19 protein-coding genes are annotated in these 19884 nt (G+C 61.1%); 8 read left to right on the top strand and 11 right to left on the bottom strand.

Annotated features, from left to right (window positions below):
• The first annotated feature begins 126 nt into the window (after positions 1–126).
• The 6 genes from PspR76_RS06640 (at position 127) to PspR76_RS06615 (ending at position 6032) form a co-directional block, all read left to right on the top strand.
• Positions 127–873 (top strand): amino acid ABC transporter permease, encoded by a 747-nt coding sequence (locus PspR76_RS06640; protein ID WP_159954486.1) that lies wholly within the window; start codon positions 127–129, stop codon positions 871–873.
• Positions 873–1544 (top strand): amino acid ABC transporter permease, encoded by a 672-nt coding sequence (locus PspR76_RS06635; protein ID WP_159954485.1) that lies wholly within the window; start codon positions 873–875, stop codon positions 1542–1544. Before PspR76_RS06640 ends, PspR76_RS06635 begins: the two co-directional genes overlap by 1 nt.
• Positions 1541–2275: an amino acid ABC transporter ATP-binding protein gene (locus tag PspR76_RS06630; RefSeq protein ID WP_007916729.1), complete on the top strand. Its 735-nt coding sequence runs from the start codon at positions 1541–1543 to the stop codon at positions 2273–2275. The genes PspR76_RS06635 and PspR76_RS06630 overlap by 4 nt, the downstream gene beginning before the upstream one ends.
• Positions 2276–2446: 171 nt before the next feature.
• A complete protein-coding gene (locus tag PspR76_RS06625; RefSeq protein WP_159954484.1) occupies positions 2447–4348 on the top strand; it encodes a sensor histidine kinase in 1902 nt (633 codons plus the stop codon).
• Entirely contained in the window at positions 4345–5694 is a 1350-nt protein-coding gene (locus PspR76_RS06620; RefSeq protein ID WP_159954483.1) for a sigma-54-dependent transcriptional regulator, read from the top strand. Before PspR76_RS06625 ends, PspR76_RS06620 begins: the two co-directional genes overlap by 4 nt.
• On the top strand, positions 5694–6032 hold the full coding sequence (locus PspR76_RS06615) for a GlpM family protein (protein ID WP_159954482.1): 339 nt from the start codon (positions 5694–5696) through the stop codon (positions 6030–6032). Before PspR76_RS06620 ends, PspR76_RS06615 begins: the two co-directional genes overlap by 1 nt.
• Before the next feature lie 132 nt (positions 6033–6164).
• Here the strand turns inward: PspR76_RS06615 and PspR76_RS06610 are convergent, their stop codons facing one another.
• The 6 genes from PspR76_RS06610 to PspR76_RS06585 are packed head-to-tail and all read right to left on the bottom strand — an operon-like array spanning position 6165 to position 13421.
• Positions 6165–7562: a sigma-54-dependent transcriptional regulator gene (locus tag PspR76_RS06610; protein WP_159954481.1), complete on the bottom strand. Its 1398-nt coding sequence runs from the start codon at positions 7560–7562 to the stop codon at positions 6165–6167.
• Positions 7552–9330 carry a sensor histidine kinase gene (locus PspR76_RS06605; protein WP_159954480.1) on the bottom strand — a complete coding sequence of 593 codons (1779 nt, stop codon included), beginning with the start codon at positions 9328–9330 and terminating at the stop codon, positions 7552–7554. The genes PspR76_RS06610 and PspR76_RS06605 overlap by 11 nt, the downstream gene beginning before the upstream one ends.
• Complete coding sequence (locus tag PspR76_RS06600) at positions 9330–10454, bottom strand: GNAT family N-acetyltransferase (RefSeq protein WP_159954479.1); 1125 nt, start codon at positions 10452–10454, stop codon at positions 9330–9332. Before PspR76_RS06600 ends, PspR76_RS06605 begins: the two co-directional genes overlap by 1 nt.
• Before the next feature lie 15 nt (positions 10455–10469).
• Positions 10470–11336, bottom strand: coding sequence for an alpha/beta hydrolase (locus PspR76_RS06595; RefSeq protein WP_159954478.1), 867 nt, complete (start codon positions 11334–11336; stop codon positions 10470–10472).
• Complete coding sequence (locus PspR76_RS06590; RefSeq protein WP_159954477.1) at positions 11333–12727, bottom strand: aspartate aminotransferase family protein; 1395 nt, start codon at positions 12725–12727, stop codon at positions 11333–11335. The genes PspR76_RS06595 and PspR76_RS06590 overlap by 4 nt, the downstream gene beginning before the upstream one ends.
• A complete protein-coding gene (locus PspR76_RS06585) occupies positions 12720–13421 on the bottom strand; it encodes an MtnX-like HAD-IB family phosphatase (RefSeq protein WP_159954476.1) in 702 nt (233 codons plus the stop codon). The genes PspR76_RS06590 and PspR76_RS06585 overlap by 8 nt, the downstream gene beginning before the upstream one ends.
• A 231-nt stretch (positions 13422–13652) precedes the next feature.
• Between PspR76_RS06585 and PspR76_RS06580 the strand changes: the two genes are divergently transcribed.
• The gene (locus PspR76_RS06580; RefSeq protein WP_159954475.1) at positions 13653–14423 is read left to right on the top strand and encodes a MipA/OmpV family protein; all 771 of its coding nucleotides are present in this window, start codon (positions 13653–13655) and stop codon (positions 14421–14423) included.
• A gap of 64 nt (positions 14424–14487) precedes the next feature.
• Here the strand turns inward: PspR76_RS06580 and PspR76_RS06575 are convergent, their stop codons facing one another.
• Both PspR76_RS06575 and PspR76_RS06570 read right to left on the bottom strand, forming a co-directional pair.
• On the bottom strand, positions 14488–15141 hold the full coding sequence (locus tag PspR76_RS06575) for a DsbA family oxidoreductase (protein WP_159954474.1): 654 nt from the start codon (positions 15139–15141) through the stop codon (positions 14488–14490).
• Between the two features lie 58 nt (positions 15142–15199).
• Positions 15200–16219: an alpha/beta fold hydrolase gene (locus PspR76_RS06570; protein WP_159954473.1), complete on the bottom strand. Its 1020-nt coding sequence runs from the start codon at positions 16217–16219 to the stop codon at positions 15200–15202.
• Between the two features lie 193 nt (positions 16220–16412).
• Here PspR76_RS06570 and metR point away from each other — a divergent pair, with 193 nt between their 5' ends.
• The gene (gene metR, locus PspR76_RS06565) at positions 16413–17330 is read left to right on the top strand and encodes a transcriptional regulator MetR (RefSeq protein WP_159954472.1); all 918 of its coding nucleotides are present in this window, start codon (positions 16413–16415) and stop codon (positions 17328–17330) included.
• A gap of 129 nt (positions 17331–17459) precedes the next feature.
• Here metR and PspR76_RS06560 read toward each other — a convergent pair whose 3' ends face one another.
• The 3 genes from PspR76_RS06560 to PspR76_RS06550 all read right to left on the bottom strand — a co-directional run bounded on the left by PspR76_RS06560 (position 17460) and on the right by PspR76_RS06550 (position 19880).
• The gene (locus PspR76_RS06560; protein ID WP_159954471.1) at positions 17460–17966 is read right to left on the bottom strand and encodes a GNAT family N-acetyltransferase; all 507 of its coding nucleotides are present in this window, start codon (positions 17964–17966) and stop codon (positions 17460–17462) included.
• Entirely contained in the window at positions 17960–18370 is a 411-nt protein-coding gene (locus PspR76_RS06555; RefSeq protein WP_159954470.1) for an NUDIX hydrolase, read from the bottom strand. The genes PspR76_RS06560 and PspR76_RS06555 overlap by 7 nt, the downstream gene beginning before the upstream one ends.
• Positions 18371–18539: 169 nt before the next feature.
• Positions 18540–19880, bottom strand: a complete 1341-nt coding sequence (locus tag PspR76_RS06550; protein ID WP_159954469.1) for an HD domain-containing phosphohydrolase — start codon at positions 19878–19880, stop codon at positions 18540–18542.
• Between the last annotated feature and the right edge of the window lie 4 nt (positions 19881–19884).

The following is a 19884-nucleotide window of genomic DNA, read 5'->3' as shown; positions in this document are numbered from 1 at the left end:
TAATTTGGAACACTCGACCTGGCGGTTTTCGAGCCGATCGCGTGTGCCTGGCGTTCAACGTCAGGCGGGAAAGGATCTTCCCCAAGCGGGTGCTTGTACATCGATCGATCTCGAGGGGAGACCCTAATGAATTACAACTGGGACTGGGGCGTGTTCTTCAAGTCCACCGGCGTTGGCAGCGAGACTTATCTCGACTGGTACATCGCCGGTTTGGGCTGGACCATCGCCATCGCTGTCGTGGCATGGATTATCGCCTTGTTGCTTGGCTCCATTCTGGGGGTCATGCGTACCGTGCCAAACCGCATCGTATCGGGCATCGCGACCTGCTACGTGGAACTGTTTCGTAACGTGCCGCTGCTGGTTCAGCTGTTCATCTGGTATTTCCTGATACCCGACCTGCTGCCGCAAAACCTGCAGGACTGGTACAAACAGGACCTCAACCCGACCACCTCGGCCTACCTGAGCGTTGTCGTGTGCCTGGGCCTGTTCACCGCCGCCCGTGTGTGCGAACAAGTGCGCACCGGCATCCAGGCGCTGCCGCGTGGCCAGGAAGCCGCTGCGCGTGCCATGGGCTTCAAGCTGCCGCAGATCTACTGGAACGTGCTGCTGCCCCAGGCCTACCGCATCATCATTCCGCCGCTTACCTCGGAATTCCTCAACGTGTTCAAGAACTCCTCCGTGGCGTCCTTGATCGGCCTGATGGAACTGCTGGCGCAAACCAAACAGACCGCCGAGTTCTCGGCCAACCTGTTTGAAGCCTTCACCCTGGCCACGCTGATCTACTTCACCCTGAACATGAGCCTGATGTTGCTGATGCGCCTGGTCGAGAAGAAAGTCGCGGTGCCCGGCCTGATCTCCGTGGGGGGTAAATAATGGACTTCGATTTCAGCGGCATCATCCCCGCCATCCCTGGCCTGTGGAACGGCATGGTCATGACCTTGCAGTTGATGGTCATGGGCGTGATCGGCGGCATCGCGTTGGGTACGGTCCTGGCGCTGATGCGCCTGTCGTCCAACAAACTGCTGTCGCGCCTGGCCGGCGCTTATGTGAACTACTTCCGCTCGATCCCACTGCTGCTGGTGATCACCTGGTTCTACCTGGCGGTGCCGTTCGTGCTGCGCTGGATCACCGGTGAAGACACGCCGATCGGCGCGTTCACCTCCTGCGTCGTGGCCTTCATGATGTTCGAAGCCGCGTACTTCTGTGAAATCGTGCGGGCCGGCGTGCAGTCGATTCCCAAGGGCCAGATGGGCGCCGCCCAAGCGATGGGCATGACCTATGGCCAGACCATGCGTCTGATCATCCTGCCCCAGGCGTTCCGCAAGATGACCCCGTTGCTGCTGCAACAGTCGATCATCCTGTTCCAGGACACCTCGCTGGTCTACACCGTGGGCCTGGTGGACTTCCTCAACTCCGCCCGCTCCAACGGCGACATCATTGGCCGCTCCAATGAGTTCCTGATCTTCGCCGGTGTCGTCTACTTCATCATCAGCTTTTCCGCCTCGCTGCTGGTCAAGCATCTGCAAAAAAGGTTTGCCGTATGATCTCTATCAAGAACATCAACAAGTGGTATGGCGACTTCCAGGTGCTGACCGATTGCAGCACCGAGGTTAAAAAAGGCGAAGTGATCGTGGTGTGCGGGCCGTCCGGCTCGGGTAAATCCACCCTGATCAAGTGCGTCAACGCACTGGAACCGTTCCAGAAAGGCGACATCGTGGTCGACGGCACCTCCATCGCCGACCCGAAGACCAACCTGCCGAAACTGCGTTCGCGCGTGGGCATGGTGTTCCAGCATTTCGAACTGTTCCCGCACCTGACCATCACCGAAAACCTGACCATCGCGCAGATCAAGGTGCTCGGCCGCAGCAAGGAAGAAGCCACCAAAAAAGGCCTGCAACTGCTTGAGCGCGTAGGCCTGTCGGCGCACGCCCACAAGCATCCGGGCCAGCTGTCCGGTGGCCAGCAACAACGTGTGGCGATTGCCCGCGCCCTGGCCATGGACCCGATCGTCATGCTGTTCGACGAACCGACCTCCGCCCTCGACCCGGAAATGGTCAACGAAGTGCTCGACGTGATGGTGCAACTGGCCCACGAAGGCATGACCATGATGTGCGTGACCCACGAAATGGGCTTTGCCCGCAAAGTGGCCGACCGCGTGATCTTCATGGACGCCGGCAAGATCATCGAAGACTGCCCGAAAGAGGAGTTCTTCGGCGACATCAGCGCCCGCTCCGAACGCGCGCAGCACTTCCTTGAGAAAATCCTGCAGCACTAAGCCCTACACAGCTTCCACTGCAGAAACCGGGCCCATGTGGGAGCGGGCTTGCTCGCGAAGGCGTCGTGTCAATCGGTACATTTTTCATTGACCCACCGCATTCGCGAGCAAGCCCGCTCCCACATTGGACCGAGCAGGCCGGCAAGCTCTGGTTGACCCAAGGCATCTGTGATGAAATGCGACCCCAACCAATTTCGCGCCGCACCGCCATCACTTGCCGTGAAACCACGCCTGATCCGCCAACTGTTCCTGCCGCCGTTGATCATCGCCCTGATGATCGGCTTGGGCTATATCGGCTTCTGGGTCAGTGAGTACTATGGCATCCGCACCCTCAGCGACAACGGCGAACGCCAGTTGGAGCTGCATGCGCGCACCGTCGAAAGCGAACTGAGCAAATACACCTACCTGCCCAGCCTGCTGGAACTGGAGTCCAGCGTGTCCGCGCTGCTGGCCGACCCCAACCAGCAAACCCGGCAGACGGTCAATGATTACCTCGAAGGCCTGAACCGACGCAGTCGCAGTCGGGCCATCTACGTGATGGACACCACCGGCCGCGTGCTGGCCACCAGTAACTGGCGCGATGCCGACAGTTACCAGGGTGAAGACCTGTCCTTCCGTGCCTATTTCCAGAATGCCGTGCGCGGCCAGCCGGGCCGCTTCTATGGCATCGGCAGCACCAACGGCGAACCCGGCTACTACCTGGCCCATGGCCTGGAAGAGCACGGCAAAATCATTGGCGTCGCGGTGGTTAAAGTGCGCCTCGAAGCCCTTGAAGAACGCTGGCAGCGTGCGCGCCTCGAAGCGTTTGTGAGCGACGAAAACGGCATCATCATCCTCTCCAGCGACCCGGCCCGCCGTCTCAAAGCCGTGCGCCCGCTGAGCGATGACACCAAGGAACGCCTGGCCCACAGCCTGCAATATTACTGGGCAACGCTGAACGAGCTGGAGCCCCTGGCCCGCGAGCGCCTGAACGAAGGCACTGAAAAACTGACCTTCCCGGCCAACAGCGAAGTGGTCAACGACGAGCACGAAGTCAGCTACCTCGCCCAAACCCGCCCGCTCAACGACACACCGTGGAATTTCACCCTGCTCACCCCGCTCAACGACCTGCGCCGCGCAGCAATCAACCAGGGCATTCTGGTGGCCGTCGCGTTCGGCCTGGTCGCGTTTTTGCTGATCGCCTGGAACGAGCGGCGCAAGGTTATCGCCACCCGCCTCGCCGCGCGGGAAGCCTTGCAGGAAGCCAACAGCCAGCTGGAACGTCGGATTGCCGAACGCACCGCCGACCTGCGCGCCAGCAATGAACGGCTCAAGGGCCAGATTCGCGAACGGCGCCAGGCCGAAGAGACCTTGCGCCGCGCCCAGGATGAACTGGTGCAGGCCGGCAAGCTCGCCGCCATCGGCCAGATGTCCACCAGCATCGCGCATGAGTTGAACCAGCCGCTGGCAGCGTTACGCACGCTGTCGGGCAATACCGTGCGGTTCCTCGAGCGTGGCGCCCTCGACACCGCCAGCGCCAACCTCAAGACCATCAACGAACTGATCGACCGCATGGGCCGCATCACCGCCAGCCTGCGCTCCTTTGCACGGCGCGGTGATGACCAGGGCGAAGCCAACCTCGGCAAAGCCGTGGACGCGGCGTTCCAGGTGCTTGGCGCGCGCCTCGAGGGCCTGCCGTTGACCGTGCACCGCAATTTCGCCAATGCTCAGTTGCAGATCGACCAAACGCGCCTGGAGCAGATTCTGGTCAACCTGATCGGCAACGCCCTCGACGCCATGCAAGCGCAGCCGGCCCCCGAACTGTGGCTGGACGGCCACAACAGCGAAGGCAAATACCGCCTGCACGTGCGCGATAACGGCCACGGCATCGACCCCGAAACCCGTAAACACCTATTCGAGCCGTTCTTCACCACCAAACCCGGCGAACAGGGCCTGGGCCTGGGCCTGACCCTGTCCGCCAGCCTCGCGGCGGCCACCGGCGGCAACCTCGCCGTGGAACACCCGGCCAGTGGTGGTACGGCCTTTGTCTTGTGCCTGCCGTTGGTGGGCACTCAAAAAGCTGAGTCGACATGAATACAGACACTACAGCCGCAAAAGACGCCCTGACCGTCCTGATCGTCGAAGACGACCCCCATGTGCTGCTCGGTTGCCAGCAAGCCCTGGCGCTGGAAGACATTCACAGCGTGGGCGTGGGCAGCGCCGAGGAAGCCCTCAAGCGCATCGGCGCGAACTTCGCTGGTATCGTCATCAGCGATATCCGCCTGCCAGGCATCGATGGCCTGGAGCTGTTGACCCGTCTCAAGGCGCTGGATAAAAGCCTGCCGGTGGTGCTGATTACCGGGCATGGCGATATCTCGATGGCCGTGGGTGCCATGCGCAATGGCGCCTACGATTTCATGGAAAAACCCTTTTCCCCCGAGCGCCTGGTCGACGTCGCGCGTCGCGCCCTGGAGCAACGCGGGCTGGCGCGGGAAGTCTGGTCGCTGCGCCGCCAGTTGGCCGAGCGCGACTCCCTGGAAGGCCGCATCATCGGGCGCTCGCCGGCCATGCAGAACCTGCGCGAATTGATCGCCAACGTCGCCGACACCTCGGCCAACGTGCTGATCGAAGGCGAGACCGGCACCGGCAAGGAACTGGTCGCGCGTTGCCTGCATGATTTCAGCCGTCGCCATTCCCATCAGTTCGTCGCCTTGAACTGCGGCGGCCTGCCGGAAAACCTGTTTGAAAGTGAGATCTTCGGCCACGAAGCCAACGCGTTTACCGGCGCCGGCAAACGCCGCATCGGCAAGATCGAGCACGCCCACGAAGGCACGCTGTTTCTCGATGAAGTGGAAAGCATGCCGATCAACCTGCAGATCAAATTGCTGCGGGTGCTGCAGGAGCGCACCCTGGAACGCCTGGGTTCGAACCAGAGCGTGGCGGTGGATTGCCGGGTGATTGCCGCCACCAAGTCCGACCTCGACGAACTGAGCCGCGCCAGCCAATTTCGCAGCGACCTTTACTACCGCCTCAACGTGGTCACCCTGGAGCTGCCGCCCCTGCGCGAACGGCGCGAAGACATCCTGCAGTTGTTCGAGCATTTCCTGCTGCAGTCATCGCTACGCTTCGACCGCACCGCGCCGGAGCTGGACAACCAGACCGTGTCGACCCTGATGAGCCACGACTGGCCCGGCAACGTGCGTGAACTGCGCAACGTCGCCGAACGCTTTGCCTTGGGCCTGCCCGCCTTCAAGAAAAGCGGCAGCGGCAACGTCAACCATGGCCTGGCCTTTACCGAAGCGGTGGAAGCCTTCGAGCGCAACCTGCTCAACGACGCACTGCAACGCAGCGGCGGCAACCTGACCCAGGCCAGCCAGGAACTGGGAATGGCCAAGACCACGCTGTTCGACAAGGTCAAAAAATACGGGTTGAGCCACTGATGGATCTGTTCTTGAAGGCCGCCATTGGCGCGGCAGTGGTGTTGATCCTGGCGGCGTTGGCCAAGACCAAAAACTATTACATCGCAGGATTGGTGCCGCTGTTTCCGACCTTTGCGCTGATTGCCCACTACATCGTCGGCAAGGGCCGTTCGGTGGACGATTTGAAGACCACGATCCTGTTCGGGATGTGGTCGATCATTCCGTATTTTGTGTATTTGGCGACGTTGTACGTGATGGTCGACCGCATGCGCCTGGAGGCATCGCTCGCCGTGGCGGCGGTGGCGTGGTTGATGGCGGCGACGGTGCTGGTGAGTGTATGGGTTCGCCTGCATAGCTGACACACCGGGGTAAAAAATGTGGGAGCTGGCTTGCCTGCGATAGCGGTGTATCAGCCAACTCATTTGGCACAGACAGACCGCTATCGCAGGCAAGCCAGCTCCCACATTTGGTTCAGCAGTGAGCCTGATAGATCAGCGCACGATCTTGTCGACTTGAATCCCCAGCTTCTTCAACCGATACCAAAAACTCCTTTCGGAAATCCCGATCTTCGCCGCCGCTGCCGCCTGCACGCCGTTGCTCTCGTTCAACGCCGCCAGAATGTAGGTTTTCTCGACTTCCGCCAGCGCCGCGTCCAGGTCCGCCGGCACGCTTGGGTTGTCACCCAGCAGCGCCGCAACGCCCTCTTCGGCCGGCCGGGACGCAAACAGGTACGCCGGCAGGTCGATGTCTTCAATCACCGGTTTGGCCGCGACGATGGTCGCGCGCTCCACACAGTTCTGCAGCTCACGGATATTGCCCGGCCAGTTGTAGGCAGCCATGGCCTGCAACGCCTCGGGGCTGAAACCGGTGATGCGTTTGCCGGCGGTGGCGCTCAGGGTCTGGGCGAAGTGTCTGGCAAGGGGCACAATGTCTTCGGCGCGTTCGCGCAAGGCCGGCAACGGGATCGGGAACACATTGAGGCGGTAATACAGGTCTTCGCGAAACTCTTTATTGGCCACCGCATCCAGCAGGTTTTTGTTGGTGGCGGCGATGACCCGCACGTCCACCTTGCGCTCGCGGGGGTCGCCCACCGGCTCGATCACCCGCTCCTGCAATGCGCGCAGAATCTTGGCCTGCAACGCCAGCGGCATATCACCCACTTCATCGAGGAACATCGTGCCTTTGTCGGCCTGCATAAAGCGCCCGACCCGATCCGCCACGGCGCCGGTGAACGCGCCTTTGCGGTGGCCGAACATCTCGCTTTCCAGCAAGCCTTCCGGGATGGCCGCGCAATTGACCGCCACGAAGGGCTTGTCGGCACGGCTGCCATGCTTGTGAATGGCGCGGGCGACCATTTCCTTGCCGGTGCCGCTTTCGCCGGTCAGCAGGATGGTGGCGCTGCTGTCACGCACCGAGTCAATCGCGTGCAACACCTGGCGAAACGCCGGGCTGTCGCCGACCAGGCTGTCGAACTGTGCGTGGTGATCCAGCTCGGCACGCAGCCGCGCGTTGTCGCGCATGATGTCGCGAAACTGCAGGGCCTTGGCCACGGTGATGTCGAGTTCGTCGATGTCGAACGGCTTGGCGATGTAGTCATAGGCGCCATTGCGCATCGACTGCACGGCATTTTTCACCGTGCTGTAGGCGGTCATCACGATCACCGGCAACTCCGGGAACCGCACCTTGATCTCGGCCAGCAACGCCGGGCCGTCCATGCCCGGCATGCGCCAGTCACTGATGACCAGGTCGATGTCTTCCTGTTCCAGCACCTTGAGCGCGTGCAGGCCGTTGCTGGCGGTGAATACCTGGATGCCGTTCTGGCTCAATGCCGACGACAGCAAGTCGCAGAGCTTGGGCTCATCGTCGACTACCAATACGTTATGCGTCATGACCTTCCTCATCGTCGCCGTCGTCTTCACCTTGGGCCGGAATGTACAGGCTGAAGGTGGCGCCGGCATCTTTCTCACTGGCACATTCGATGCTGCCGTCGTGACTTTCCATGATCGAATAGACTTTGGCCAGGCCCAGGCCCGTGCCGGAGGCCTTGGTGGTGACGAACGGGGTGAAGATCCGCTCGATCATATCCGACGGAATGCCCTGGCCGGTGTCGGCGATGCTGATCACCGTGTTGCCGTCGACGCTGCGAATGCCCAGGGTAAGGCGGCCGCCTTCGGGCATCGCGTCAATCGCGTTGAGGATCAGGTTGAGGCACGCCTGCTTGAGCTGTTTGGCATCGGCATAGATCGTCGCGCCCGGCGCCTGGTCGTCGATTTGCGCATCGATGTTATGCGTCGACAGCTCAGGGCTGCAGAAACCGAGGATTTCTTCCACCAGCGGCCGCGCCGCCTGCAACACCCGCAGCGGCGGGTTGGGTTTGGCAAAATCGAGGAACTCGGTGATCAGGTCATTGATGCGGCTGACCTCACTGATCACGTATTCCAGGTGGCGCTTGTCGGTGTCCGGCAGGTCGACACGGCGGTGCAGCAGCTGCGTGGCCGTCTTGATGATGCCCAACGGGTTGCGGATCTCATGGGCCAGGCCCATGGCTACTTCGCCCAAGGCGTGCAGCCGATCGCGACGCCGCAACTGCGCCTCAAGGTGATGCAACTCACCGAGGCGCTCGGTCATGTGGTTGAAAGTGCTGCTCAGTTGCGCCAGCTCATCGCCGCCGGTGACCAGCACACGGTGTTCGTAATTACCGGAGATCACCGCGTTCACGCCTTGGGACAAGTCCCGCAGCGGCTTGGTCAGACGCCGTGACACCAGTACGCCGGCGCCCAGCGACAACGCTGAGCTGAGCAGGAAAATCAGCACGAACAGGTTGCTCTGGTTCACCAGCCCGACCAGGCTGGTATGGCGCAACAAGCCGCTGAAGATCACGCCTTGCAGGTCGCCGGCGTCATTGAAGATCGGCCAGTACAACCCGCTGTAGTTGTTGGTGAACTGCTCACTCGGCTGCTTGGTGCTGCGCATGGCCGTCTCGACATCCTTGGGGATGCGCGACGGGTGATTCTCAAAGCGCTGGGTCGAGAATATCTCGTTGAAGCCCGACGGGTTGGCCAGGTACAGGCGCAAGTCGAGGGAGTGCACATCGGCCACGCTGGTGAGGAAACTGCTGTCCAGGTAAGTGGCCACCAACAGCAGGTAATCAACCCCCTCCTGATTGGTTTCGAACGTCGAGACCACCAGGCCTGTACTCACGCCTGCTACCTGGATGGTTTGCAGCACCGCATTGCTGGTCAGGTTGATTTGCTTGACCACATCGTCGGGCGCCGTGCTGAACACGATCTTGTGGTCACTCACGCGAATCAGCGAGACCACGTCTATATCAGTGGCCTCGGCAATATCGGCCGTAAGCCGGTCATGCTTGGCCGCCTGCCTGGTTGAGGGCGGGCTGGTGTAGCGCAGGAACAGCTTGGCCATGCGCGCGTTGTCATGAAGGATATCGCCAATCTCGTCCTTGACGATCTTGGTCGACTCTTGCAGCCAGATGCGCACGTTACTGTCGAAAATCTGCGACAACGTGGTCGCCGCCAGCTCGGCGGCGATCATGGTGGGAATAACGCTGACCAGCCAAAACGCCAGCACCAGCTTGCGCTGGACGCTCCAACGCGAAATGGCAAAGGGGCGGGCTTTCTGGCGGGTCTTGGTGATCATCAGGTTTCGCTTATCGCAGCAGCCATGGCAGGGTCGGAACGATCCGGTCTGAGGTACATTTTCACGAGTTTGAGCAGGCCATTGACCAGCCGATTACGGTGACGGAAAAACATGCTGTTGCCCCGGAACTCGCAACCCAGGCGCAGCTTACTGGCGTAACCGTCCTGACCGCACTCGTACACAGGAATATTGTGCTCAATACAATAGTCGACATTGGTCAGCCAATAGCGGAAGTACAAGCTGTACTCGCGGCTGAACGCCATGTCGTGCCCGAAAAACTTGTCGATCATACGGTGCTGGTCCAACAGCACCAGATTGAACGCCACCAACCGCTCGTCCACCCAATACAGCACACAGACCGCACGCTCTTCAAGCCGTTCGAGGATGCCAGTGAAGTAACTCGCCGGCAGGCGTTCAAACTGCAAGTCGGCGCGATTGAGCGTGGCTTCGTACAAGCGCATCACGTCCGCCAGCACGTCATCAATGTTGTGGCGCCATTCCACGCGCGGGCCCGGCGCGCGCAGTTTGCGTCGCAAGTCTTTGCGGGTCGATTTGCACAACGAGCCCAGGTAGGCGTCCACCGAACCGTAAGGCACGGCCAGCAAACCGCTGGGCAAGCTCGGCATGCTCTGGAAGCCGGCGGCACGGCAGCTGGCCGCCCAGTGCGGGTCTTTGGTCGGCACATCCTTGACCGCCACCAGGCCGATGCCGAAGGTAGTGGCGTCCTGGCGGGCGGCGTTAATTAAATGCTTGAGCAACAGCGGGCGCTGCTCTTCAGGCACGCTGCTGGCGACTCCTGCGTCGCATCGCTCGGCGATTGGCGAGCCGATGGCATACAGCTGCAAGCGTAAAACACCCGGCCACAGTCGCTCCAGGCGCTCGGTAAAGCGCTTGCCGGCGCCCGACACCGTGGTGTCGAGACGATAATAGGTGATGAACGCGGCGGCCACGGCCACCAGCGTTTCATCGTCGTAGACAGCCAGGTAGCGCCACTTGAAATCATCGATAGCGGCGTTTTCCACGGCAACGTAAAAATCCCAATCCTCCAGGGCTCCGGGAAAACAGTCGTTCCAGGCACTGCGCGGGATGGCCCGGATGGTTGAAAAGGCTTGGGCGGTGATCACGTCGCGTCCTTAGGCTTAAGCCCGCTGTCGATAGTCTACGGGTGCCTGGATAGCCTCGGCATGTTGCTCGACAAACTCCGCGCTCAACTCGATCACCCGGCGGTATTGCAGGTCGACGGTGATCATGTGGTAGCAGTTGTCCAGCAGGATCTTGGTCACGGGGCCGCCCAAGTGGCGCTCCACGTAGTCGGCGTTCCAACGGCTGGTGATGTCATCCTCGATGGAGTGCAACACCAACGCCGGCGCCTTGACCTCGGGCATGCGTTTTTTGACCACGGCGTTCATGCGGTGCAACTCGCGCACCGTGATGCCTTCCATGGTCAGCAAACCGGCCTCGCTGCTCTCCCCTTCCTTCATCTGGCGCTCGACGATAGCCCGCAGGCGCTCGTTCTTGATGCCGTAAGGCGGCTTCTCTTCGAAGCGGCAGATGTGCACGCCGAACGGAATCTTCATCAGCAACGGCGTCAGGAACGCCAGCTTGTTAATGCTCCAGCCATCGTACTTCAAGGTGGTGGAATACATCAGCAGCCCGGCCACTTGCCCCGGGTGTTCGGCGGCGACGTACATGGACATCACCGCGCCCATGGACAAGCCCCCGACAAACACCTGCTCGTGGCGTTGCTTGACCTGTACGAAGGTCTTGCGCACCCCTTCGTACCAGTCCAGCCAGCCGGTGGCCTGCAGGTCGCTGTTGTCACCGCAATGCCCGGCCAGGGTCGGCACATACACGGTGCAGTTACCCGCCTTGGCCAGGCCTTTGGCGACCTGGCGCAATTCCGTCGGGGTGCCGGTCAGGCCGTGGATCAACAGGATCCCGACCGGACCTTCACCGAGAACGAAGCCGGCATCACCTTCACCGAGGTCGATCCCGAAGCTGTTCACCGCTTAGTCGCTCGCACCAGCAGTTGCTCGAGCAGCTTCAGGCCCAGGTCGATTTCCGGGTAGCTGATTTCCAGCGACGGTGCCAGGGTGATCACGTTTTTGTAGTAGCCGCCCACGTCGAGGATCAAGCCGAGTTTCTGGCCATCCACGACCATGTCGCCCTTCATGCCTTCTTCGACCATGTAGTCCAGGGTCGCCTTGTCCGGCGTGAAACCATCCGGGCCGCAGATTTCGCAGCGCAGGGCCAGGCCCAGGCCGTCGACGTCGCCGATGATCGGGAAACGTTTCTGCAGGTCTTGCAGGCCTTCGAGGAAGTATTTGCCCTTGGCCATGACCATCGCGCCGTAATCGACTTCGCTGGTCATCTTGAACATTTCCAGGCCTACCGCCGTACCCAGTGGGTTGGAGGCGAAGGTGGAGTGGGTCGAACCTGGTGGGAAGATCTTCGGGTTGATCAACTCTTCACGGGCCCAGATGCCGCCCAGTGGGTTCAGGCCGTTGGTCAGTGCCTTGCCGAAGACGATCACGTCCGGCTGCACGTCGAAGTGCTCGATCGACCACAGTTTGCCGGTGCGGTAGAAGCCCATCTGGATCTCGTCCGAGACCATCAGGATGCCGTGCTGATCCAGTACATGCTTGAGTTCGCGGTAGAAGTTCATCGGCGGGATCACGTAGCCGCCGGTGCCCTGGATCGGCTCGACGTAGAACGCTGCGTATTCGCTCTGGCCGACTTTCGGGTCCCACACGCCGTTGTATTCGGTTTCGAACAGACGGGCGAATTGCTGCACGCAGTGGCTGCCGTACTCTTCCTTGGTCATGCCTTTAGGGCCACGGAAGTGGTACGGGAACGGTATGAACTGCGCGCGCTCGCCGAAGTGGCCGTAGCGGCGACGGTAGCGGTAGCTCGACGTAATCGACGAAGCACCGAGGGTACGGCCGTGGTAGCCGCCTTCGAAGGCGAACATCAGGCTCTTGCCGTTGGTGGCGTTACGCACCACTTTCAGCGAGTCTTCGATGGACTGCGAACCGCCGACGTTGAAGTGCACGCGACCGTCGAGGCCGAATTTCTTCTTGGCGTCGACCGCGATCATTTCCGACAGCTCGATCTTGCCTTTGTGCAGGTACTGGCTGGCGATTTGCGGCAGGGTGTCGATCTGCTGTTTCAGCGCGTTGTTCAGGCGCGGGTTGGCGTAGCCGAAGTTAACGGCCGAGTACCACATTTGCAGGTCGAGGTAGGCCTGGTCTTCGGTGTCCCACACGTAGGAGCCTTCGCAACGGCTGAAAATACGCGGTGGCTCGATGTAGTGAACGGTGTCGCCGTAGGAGCAGTATTTGGCTTCTTTATCCAGAAGGATCTGGTCTTCGGGGGTGGCGATACGGATATCAGACATGGTGGAAGAGTTCCTGATTGTCAGCAGCAGTAAAGGTGGTGGCGTTGGCGGCAATGCCTTGCGGCAGCTTGGCCAGCAATGCGGTCACTTCGGCAAAGGTGTCGAAGCGCGCGTGGGGGATCTTGTTGGTTTCGCAGTAGTCAGCCAGGCTGCCTTTGGCGAAGACGAAGTCGGCGGTGGAGGCCACGCACATGTCGGACTTGCCGTCGCCGATCACCAGCACGCGCTTGTTGCGCGGGGTGGATTTGCACTTGCAGTTGCCGGACGCGGCACGGCAGGCGTCGCTGGAATACGGGAAGTCGATGCGCCAGCTGTTCTGGTCGACCTGGCGCAGGCGGTTGGCGAGGATCGGCAGCAAGGTCACGTAGTTGCGCGACAGGATGCGCGCGATGCCTTGTTCAATGCCGTCGCTGACCACTTCGATAGTCGCGCCCAGGCCCATGACGTGGTCGACGAAATCCGGGAAGTCCGGGTCGATCTCAACGCTGTCGAAGTACGCCAGCAGTTCAGCCGGGGTCGCCTTGATCAGCGCCAGTTGGCGGCTCAGGCATTCGCGTGAACCGATATGCCCATCCAGCCATTCCTGTTCGATGGTTTCCCACTCTTCGCCTGCGAAGCGTTGGAGGACGTTGTCGATGACGTCGGTGGGGGTGATGGTCCCGTCGAAGTCGCACACGATATGCCACTGGATCATTGCGTTTACCTTGACCTTGAAGAGTAGCGCTCTGTGCGCTTGTATCAGGGCTATAGCAGGGACTGTGCCAACTGGTTAAAACCCAGCAGGGCTGGGGCTTTGGTCGATTTTCAGGGTGATTTGTGTCGCAGGAGCTACAATTTTTGTAGCTTGCTACAAACAAGATGAGTGCTTGCATCAGGGATACGCTTCGCGCGTGAATGCGCGCAAGTTCAGATAAGGAAACGCTGCATGTTCAAGGTTACTTCTGCTTTATTCGCTGGTTTGCTAGGGCTGTGGAGCTTTTCCAGCTCGGTGTGGGCTGACGGCATTAGCGGTGAAGTCGGCGCGGGCGTCAGCTATCAGCCCCACGACCCGACCGGCAGCCGCTACGAAACCCGGCCGATTCCCTATTTCGACCTGGACTGGGGCAGTGTCAGCCTGGGCACCGACGACGGCCTGACCTGGAGCGCACTGAACAGCCACGGCATTACCGCCGGCCCTTACATCAATTACCTGTCGGGGCGCACGGCGAATGGCTCGTTGCGCGGCCTGCGCGATGTGTCGGACATGGCCGAAGTCGGCGGCTTTATCCAATACGCCCCGGCCGAGTTCTGGCGTGTGTACGCGCAAGTCGGCCAGGCCGTGGGCGGCGGGCGTGATCAAAGTGGTGTGCTGGGCAAACTCGGCGGCGAGCTGGGCTACCCGCTCGGCGGCGGCATCATCGGCAGCACCGGGCTGATGGCGCACTTTGCCGACGCCCGCCAGACCCAGACCTTTTTTGGGGTTGATGACAAGGAATCTGCGGCTTCGGGTATTCGCGCCTATAACGCCAGCGCGGGCTTCCAGAACCTGACGTTGACCCAGAGTTTTGAATTCCCGCTGGATACGCATTGGTCGTTGTTGACCAGCGCCAGTTGGACGCACCTGGTGGGTTCGGCGGCCAACAGCACCATTGTTAAGGAAAAGGGTGATGTGAATCAGGGGCAGGTGCAGACGGCGATCAGCTACAAGTTTGACTGACGCATCGATCGCAGGACGCGGAGCGTCCGGGGCGGCATTCCCACGCAGAGCGTGGGAACGATCATCAGGCCTTGGCTTCCTGGATAATCTGGCGAATCGCCCCCACAAAGGCCTCCGCCGGCTGCCCACCGCTGACCGCGTATTGGTCGTTGAAAACGATGGTCGGTACGGACGTCACCCCGCGAGAAATCCACAACTGTTCCTGTTCACGCACCTCGGCGGCGTACTCATCAGACGCCAGAATTTCAGCCGCACGCTTGATATCCAGGCCCACGCTTTCAGCAATAATCGCCAAGGTCGCATGATCGGAAGGATCGCGCCCATCGGTGAAGTAAGCCTTGAACAACGCTTCCTTGAGGTTGTACTGCCGGCCTTCCAACCCCGCCCAATGCAGCAAGCGATGCGCATCAAAGGTGTTGTAGATGCGGCTCTGACCGTCAGTGCGGAAAGCAAACCCCAGCGCAGCGCCCATGTCGCGGATGCGCTCACGGTTAGCCTGGGATTGCTCAGGGGTGGAGCCGTATTTTTCAGTGATGTGTTCGACGATGTTTTGCCCTTCGGCGGGCATGTTCGGGTTCAGCTCGAACGGCTGGAAATGGATCTCGGCCTGCACCTCGGCGCCCAGCTGGTCCAAGGCTTCGGTCAGCCCACGCAGGCCGATAATGCACCAGGGGCAAGACACGTCGCTGACGAAATCGATTTTCAGGAGAGTACTCATGACAGGCAACCTCGCTGGCATTATGAATGTGCCGTAAAGGTTGCACGATACACCAACTTCACAACACCTTCGAAGGCTCGCCCAAGTCAATCTGCGCCCAATGTGCAGCGTCTTCGCGATGGGCTTTGAGGTACGGCAGCACAGCCGTCAGCAGCGGCGCCTTGAACGCTTCCTGAAAACGGTGGGCCATGCCTGGAATCAGCTTCAACTGGCTGCCCTGGATATGCGCCGCCAGATGCACGCCATGCATCACCGGCAACAACGGGTCGGCCGTGCCATGCACCACCAGCGTCGGCACGCGCAATTGGTTGAGCAACGGCACGCGACTAGGCTCGGCGAGGATCGCCATGATCTGACGCTTCACGCCCTCGGGGTTGAAGGCGCGGTCGTAGGACAGCGCCGCCTGGTGCAGCAAGGCTTGGCGGTCATCCTTCACATACGGGCTGCCCAAGGCAGCGAGCAAATCCGCCTGCTGCTCCAGCGCCACTTCACGATTCGGCGCGCTGCGCCGCGACAGCAACTGCACCAACGCTGCGTTGGGCGCCGGCAGGCCTTCGGCGCCGGAGCTGGTCATCACCAGGGTCAGGCTCTCGACCCGCTGCGACGCCATGGCTGCCAGGTGCTGGGCGATCATGCCGCCCATGCTCGCGCCCAGCACGTGGAATTGCTGGACCTGCAACGCGTCCATCAACCCCAGCGCGTCGTCGGCCATGTCGGTCAGCGTATAGGGCGCCGCCACCGGCAGGCCGAGCTTGTAGCGCAGCACTTCAAAGGTCAGGTTGGCGCTGGCCGGCGCCTGGCGCCAAGTGGACAGGCCGACGTCACGGTTGTCGTAACGAATCACCCGAAACCCCTGTTCGCACAACGCCACCACCACTTCATCCGGCCAGTGGATCAACTGCCCGCCCAGGCCCATCACCAGCAGCAACGCAGGGTCGGACGCACGGCCGATGCTCTGGTAGGCGATGCTTACCTGAGCCAGGTCGACCGTTTGTGTCGGGACATTGACATCACATCGAGAAGCCGCAAAAGACGGCAGGCCGAACAATAGAGCGGCCAGTAAAAGCAACACGCGCATGAAAAACACCGAAACGCAGAACCCCAGTAGAGCGCGAGTCTGATGAAGTTTGTTCAAGCGCGCTGCCACAGTTGCGTGACAGTTTGATGAAGAGTGCCCAGCGGTCACAATCGACGCGTTATCGACAGGCTTAGCAACATGAGACAAACTCACGCTATTCAGCTTCTTCACAAATTGTCTTCATGGAGAGCCCGTGCTCGAAATCCGTCACCTCAAAACCCTGCATGCCCTGCGCGAAGCCGACAGCCTGGTCGATGCCGCCGAGCGCCTGCACCTGACGCAGTCGGCGCTGTCCCACCAGTTCAAGGAACTGGAAGAGCGCCTGGGCATGCCGCTGTTCGTGCGCAAGACCAAACCGCTGCGCTTCACCAGCGCCGGCTTGCGTCTGCTGCAATTGGCCGACGCCACCCTGCCGCTGCTGCGCGGTGCCGAGCGTGATATCGCGCGTTTGGCCGGTGGCACCGCCGGGCGCTTGCACATGGCGATCGAATGCCACAGCTGCTTCCAGTGGCTGATGCCGACCATCGACCAGTTCCGCGATGCGTGGCCGGAAGTCGAGCTGGACCTGGCCTCAGGGTTTGCCTTCGCCCCATTGCCGGCGCTGGCGCGCGGCGATTTGGACCTGGTGGTAACCTCCGACCGGCTGGAGCTGCCGGGCATCACCTATGTGCCGCTGTTCACATACGAAGCCATGCTGGCCGTGGCCAACCAGCACGCGCTGGCGAACAAGTCGTACATCGTGCCCGAAGACCTGCTGACGGAAACCCTGATTACCTACCCGGTAGAGCGCGACCGCCTGGATATCTTCACGCGCTTCCTGGAACCTGCCGATGTGGAACCCGCCCAGGTGCGCACTTCGGAACTCACGGTGATGATGATGCAACTGGTGGCCAGCGGCCGTGGCGTGTGTGGCATGCCGCATTGGGCGCTGCATGAATACAGTTCGCGCGGTTACGTGAAGGCCAAGCGCTTGGGCGAGAAAGGCCTGTTTGCGACGTTGTATGCGGGGATTCGTGCGGACATGCTGGATGCGCCGTACATGCGCGACTTTTTGCTGACGGCCAAGGACACGTCGTTTTCTACGTTGGATGGGGTCAGCGTTGTGCGCTAGCCGAAACCGGTCAAACAGGTGGGAGCTGGCTTGCCTGCGATGCAGACGCCGCGGTCTGGCTGCAGCAGCGAGGTGACGCTATCGCAGGCAAGCCAGCTCCCACAGGGGATTGAGTTCCCGGTTGGGGATTCAGTCGGTCTTGAGTTCACGCCACATGTGAATCTTGTCGAAATAATCCTCGCCCACCCGCACCGCCAGCGGCTCCAGGCCGTACTGGATGAAGCCGCAACGCTGGTACAACGCAAAGGCGGCGTCGTTGCCGGCGGTGACGGTCAGCTGGATCACTTGAAGGCGCGGATGCTTGCGCGCTTCGGCGAGTGCCGCCTCCACCAACTGGCGGCCCAGGCCGTTGCGCTGGTAAGCCTCGTTAACGTACATGCCGAACAAGGTCACCTTGTGCCGCGCCTTCTCACGCGGTTCGAACGCCAGGCCGACAATGCCCGCCAATACGTCCCCGTCAAAAGCGCCGAGCAGGCTATCCAGCGGGTTGTCCAGGCGCTTTTGCCACCAGCTCAGCGGCATCAGCGCACGCTCGGCCACACTGGAGGTAAACGCTTGGGGATAGGCGCCATACGCTTCAAGCATCAACGCCCGATAGCTTTCGGCGTCGCCGGCGCCTAGCGTGCGGATCAGCATACAGAGAGCGATGCGCGATAAAACGGCAGGATCACATCGCGCGTCAAGGGCGCCAAGGGCAAGCCACCATCGCCGGCCGGGTCGATCCAGCGCACTTCTTCGATTTCAGCGGCTGGGCTGACCGCCACGTCGATATTCACCTGGAACAGTTCGGCTTCCACGGTAAAGCCCGGCTCGTTCGCAGCAGGCGCCGAGAAGTGGCCCAGATAAATCGCGGCGCTCGGGTCGATGTGCAAGTTCAGCTCTTCATACAGCTCACGGGCCAGAGCCTCGGCGGGTTGCTCGCCCGCGTCGATCTTGCCGCCCGGTTGCATGAAGGCCTGGGTGCCGCGCTTGCGCACCAATAGGGTTTGGCCGTCGCTGCCGATCAGGAGGGCGGCGGCAATGCGCAGGGTGGATGGCATGGGAGGTCTTCCTTGGCTGCAAAGGCCGCAAGGATCACATGACCCACAGGCATGCTGCAATCCAATGTGGGAGCGGGCTTGCTCGCGAAAGCGGTCTATCAGCCAGTACCTGAGTTGACTGACACACCGCTATCGCAGGCAAGCCGGCTCCCACCTTAATAAGCGCTGCTCAACCAAAGATGACTGCGTCTTGCTTGATGAACACGCTGTACCGCGCGCCCTCCATGGTTTCGAACGCAATCAACTTATCCACCAATGGCAGGTTCAAGACCTTGCCCGCATTGAGCAGCAACATGCCGTTGTCGGCATTGAGGTTGCGCGCCAACACCATGCCTTCCTCCAGCTCGCGGGTGCCGAGCACTTTGACGTTCGGGTCGCCCAGCGTCACGTCATTAAGGTAGGTGGCACACACCAGCACAAAGTCTTCGACCATCACCGGGTCATACAGCCTTCCGGCGTATTTGCGGATGTACAGCAGCGCTTCGTCGCTGTTCATCTGCCGTTCCAGGATCAGGCCTTTTTGCAGCTCGATAAAGTCCACGGCGAGTTTCAGCAAGCGTGAACCGGCAGGAATCGCCTCGCCCTTGAGGTGGTCGGGAAAACCGCTGCCGTCCCAGCGTTCCTGGTGATGGCGGATCAGGCGCGCGGCGTCTTTCATCGGCTCCAGGGTCATCAGCAACGATTCACTTTGTGTGGCATAGGCGCGATAGCGTTCACGGTCGCTGCTGTGCAACAGGTCCGAGGGCGAGGCCATCATGCTGTCGCTCCAGCTCAGCTTGCCAATGTTATAGAGCGCGGCCGCCATGGTCAGGTCGCGGTTGCTCGCCTCGTCTACGCCGTGGGCCACGCACCAGGTGCGCACCAGTTCGATAATCTGCCGGTTGGTCTGCTTGGCGCGCGGCAGGCGCAGGTTGGCCAGCAACGAAAACACTTCAGTCCCGGTGGCGTAGCTGTGCTTGAGCTCTTCGTAGGCCAGGTCAAGCATGTCGGCGGTTTGCTGCAATTCGCTGGTGCGCGAGGCCACGCGTTTTTCCAGGGTGGCGTTGAGTTGCTTGAGCTCATCGTTCTGCTGCTGGATCAGTTGCTCCAGAAGCCCACGTTCACGCTCCGAGTGTTGATGCGCCAGGGACTGGCGCAGGGCCAGGAGCAATTCTTCGTCGTTCCAGGGTTTGCTCAGGTAGCGGTAGATCTGGCCCTCGTTGATCGCTTTGATGATCAACGTCAGGTCGGTCTCGCCGGTCAGCAGGATGCGCACCGTGTGCGGGTAGTGTTGATGGATATGCGCCAGCAAGGACGCGCCGTCCATGTCCGGCAGGCGCGCGGCGCTCATCACCAGGTCGATGGGTCGCCTGGCGAGAATGGCCAGAGCATCAGCAGCACAGGTAGCGCTGTGCAGTTCGAAGGGTTCCAGGCTCAGCAATTGCGTGAGGCTGTGCAATACATCCGGGTGGGCATCGATCAACAGCACCACTGGACGGTCGGCATCGGTGAAGGTAACTGACTCTCCCATGGGA

Origin of the sequence: Pseudomonas sp. R76, from assembly GCF_009834565.1 — a bacterium.
Classification (GTDB): Bacteria; Pseudomonadota; Gammaproteobacteria; order Pseudomonadales; family Pseudomonadaceae; genus Aquipseudomonas.
Note: the sequence above shows the minus strand (reverse complement) of the source record. Positions and strands in the feature narration are given on the sequence as shown.

What these genes read in the sequence shown, in the direction of transcription:
- PspR76_RS06640 (WP_159954486.1), top strand. Translation starts at nt 127, where the DNA reads ATGAATTACAACTGGGACTGGGGCGTGTTCTTCAAGTCCACCGGCGTT.
- PspR76_RS06635 (WP_159954485.1), top strand. Translation starts at nt 873, where the DNA reads ATGGACTTCGATTTCAGCGGCATCATCCCCGCCATCCCTGGCCTGTGG.
- PspR76_RS06630 (WP_007916729.1), top strand. Translation starts at nt 1,541, where the DNA reads ATGATCTCTATCAAGAACATCAACAAGTGGTATGGCGACTTCCAGGTG.
- PspR76_RS06625 (WP_159954484.1), top strand. Translation starts at nt 2,447, where the DNA reads ATGAAATGCGACCCCAACCAATTTCGCGCCGCACCGCCATCACTTGCC.
- PspR76_RS06620 (WP_159954483.1), top strand. Translation starts at nt 4,345, where the DNA reads ATGAATACAGACACTACAGCCGCAAAAGACGCCCTGACCGTCCTGATC.
- PspR76_RS06615 (WP_159954482.1), top strand. Translation starts at nt 5,694, where the DNA reads ATGGATCTGTTCTTGAAGGCCGCCATTGGCGCGGCAGTGGTGTTGATC.
- PspR76_RS06610 (WP_159954481.1), bottom strand. Translation starts at nt 7,562, where the DNA reads ATGACGCATAACGTATTGGTAGTCGACGATGAGCCCAAGCTCTGCGAC.
- PspR76_RS06605 (WP_159954480.1), bottom strand. Translation starts at nt 9,330, where the DNA reads ATGATCACCAAGACCCGCCAGAAAGCCCGCCCCTTTGCCATTTCGCGT.
- PspR76_RS06590 (WP_159954477.1), bottom strand. Translation starts at nt 12,727, where the DNA reads ATGTCTGATATCCGTATCGCCACCCCCGAAGACCAGATCCTTCTGGAT.
- PspR76_RS06585 (WP_159954476.1), bottom strand. Translation starts at nt 13,421, where the DNA reads ATGATCCAGTGGCATATCGTGTGCGACTTCGACGGGACCATCACCCCC.
- PspR76_RS06580 (WP_159954475.1), top strand. Translation starts at nt 13,653, where the DNA reads ATGTTCAAGGTTACTTCTGCTTTATTCGCTGGTTTGCTAGGGCTGTGG.
- PspR76_RS06575 (WP_159954474.1), bottom strand. Translation starts at nt 15,141, where the DNA reads ATGAGTACTCTCCTGAAAATCGATTTCGTCAGCGACGTGTCTTGCCCC.
- PspR76_RS06570 (WP_159954473.1), bottom strand. Translation starts at nt 16,219, where the DNA reads ATGCGCGTGTTGCTTTTACTGGCCGCTCTATTGTTCGGCCTGCCGTCT.
- PspR76_RS06560 (WP_159954471.1), bottom strand. Translation starts at nt 17,966, where the DNA reads ATGCTGATCCGCACGCTAGGCGCCGGCGACGCCGAAAGCTATCGGGCG.
- PspR76_RS06555 (WP_159954470.1), bottom strand. Translation starts at nt 18,370, where the DNA reads ATGCCATCCACCCTGCGCATTGCCGCCGCCCTCCTGATCGGCAGCGAC.
- PspR76_RS06550 (WP_159954469.1), bottom strand. Translation starts at nt 19,880, where the DNA reads ATGGGAGAGTCAGTTACCTTCACCGATGCCGACCGTCCAGTGGTGCTG.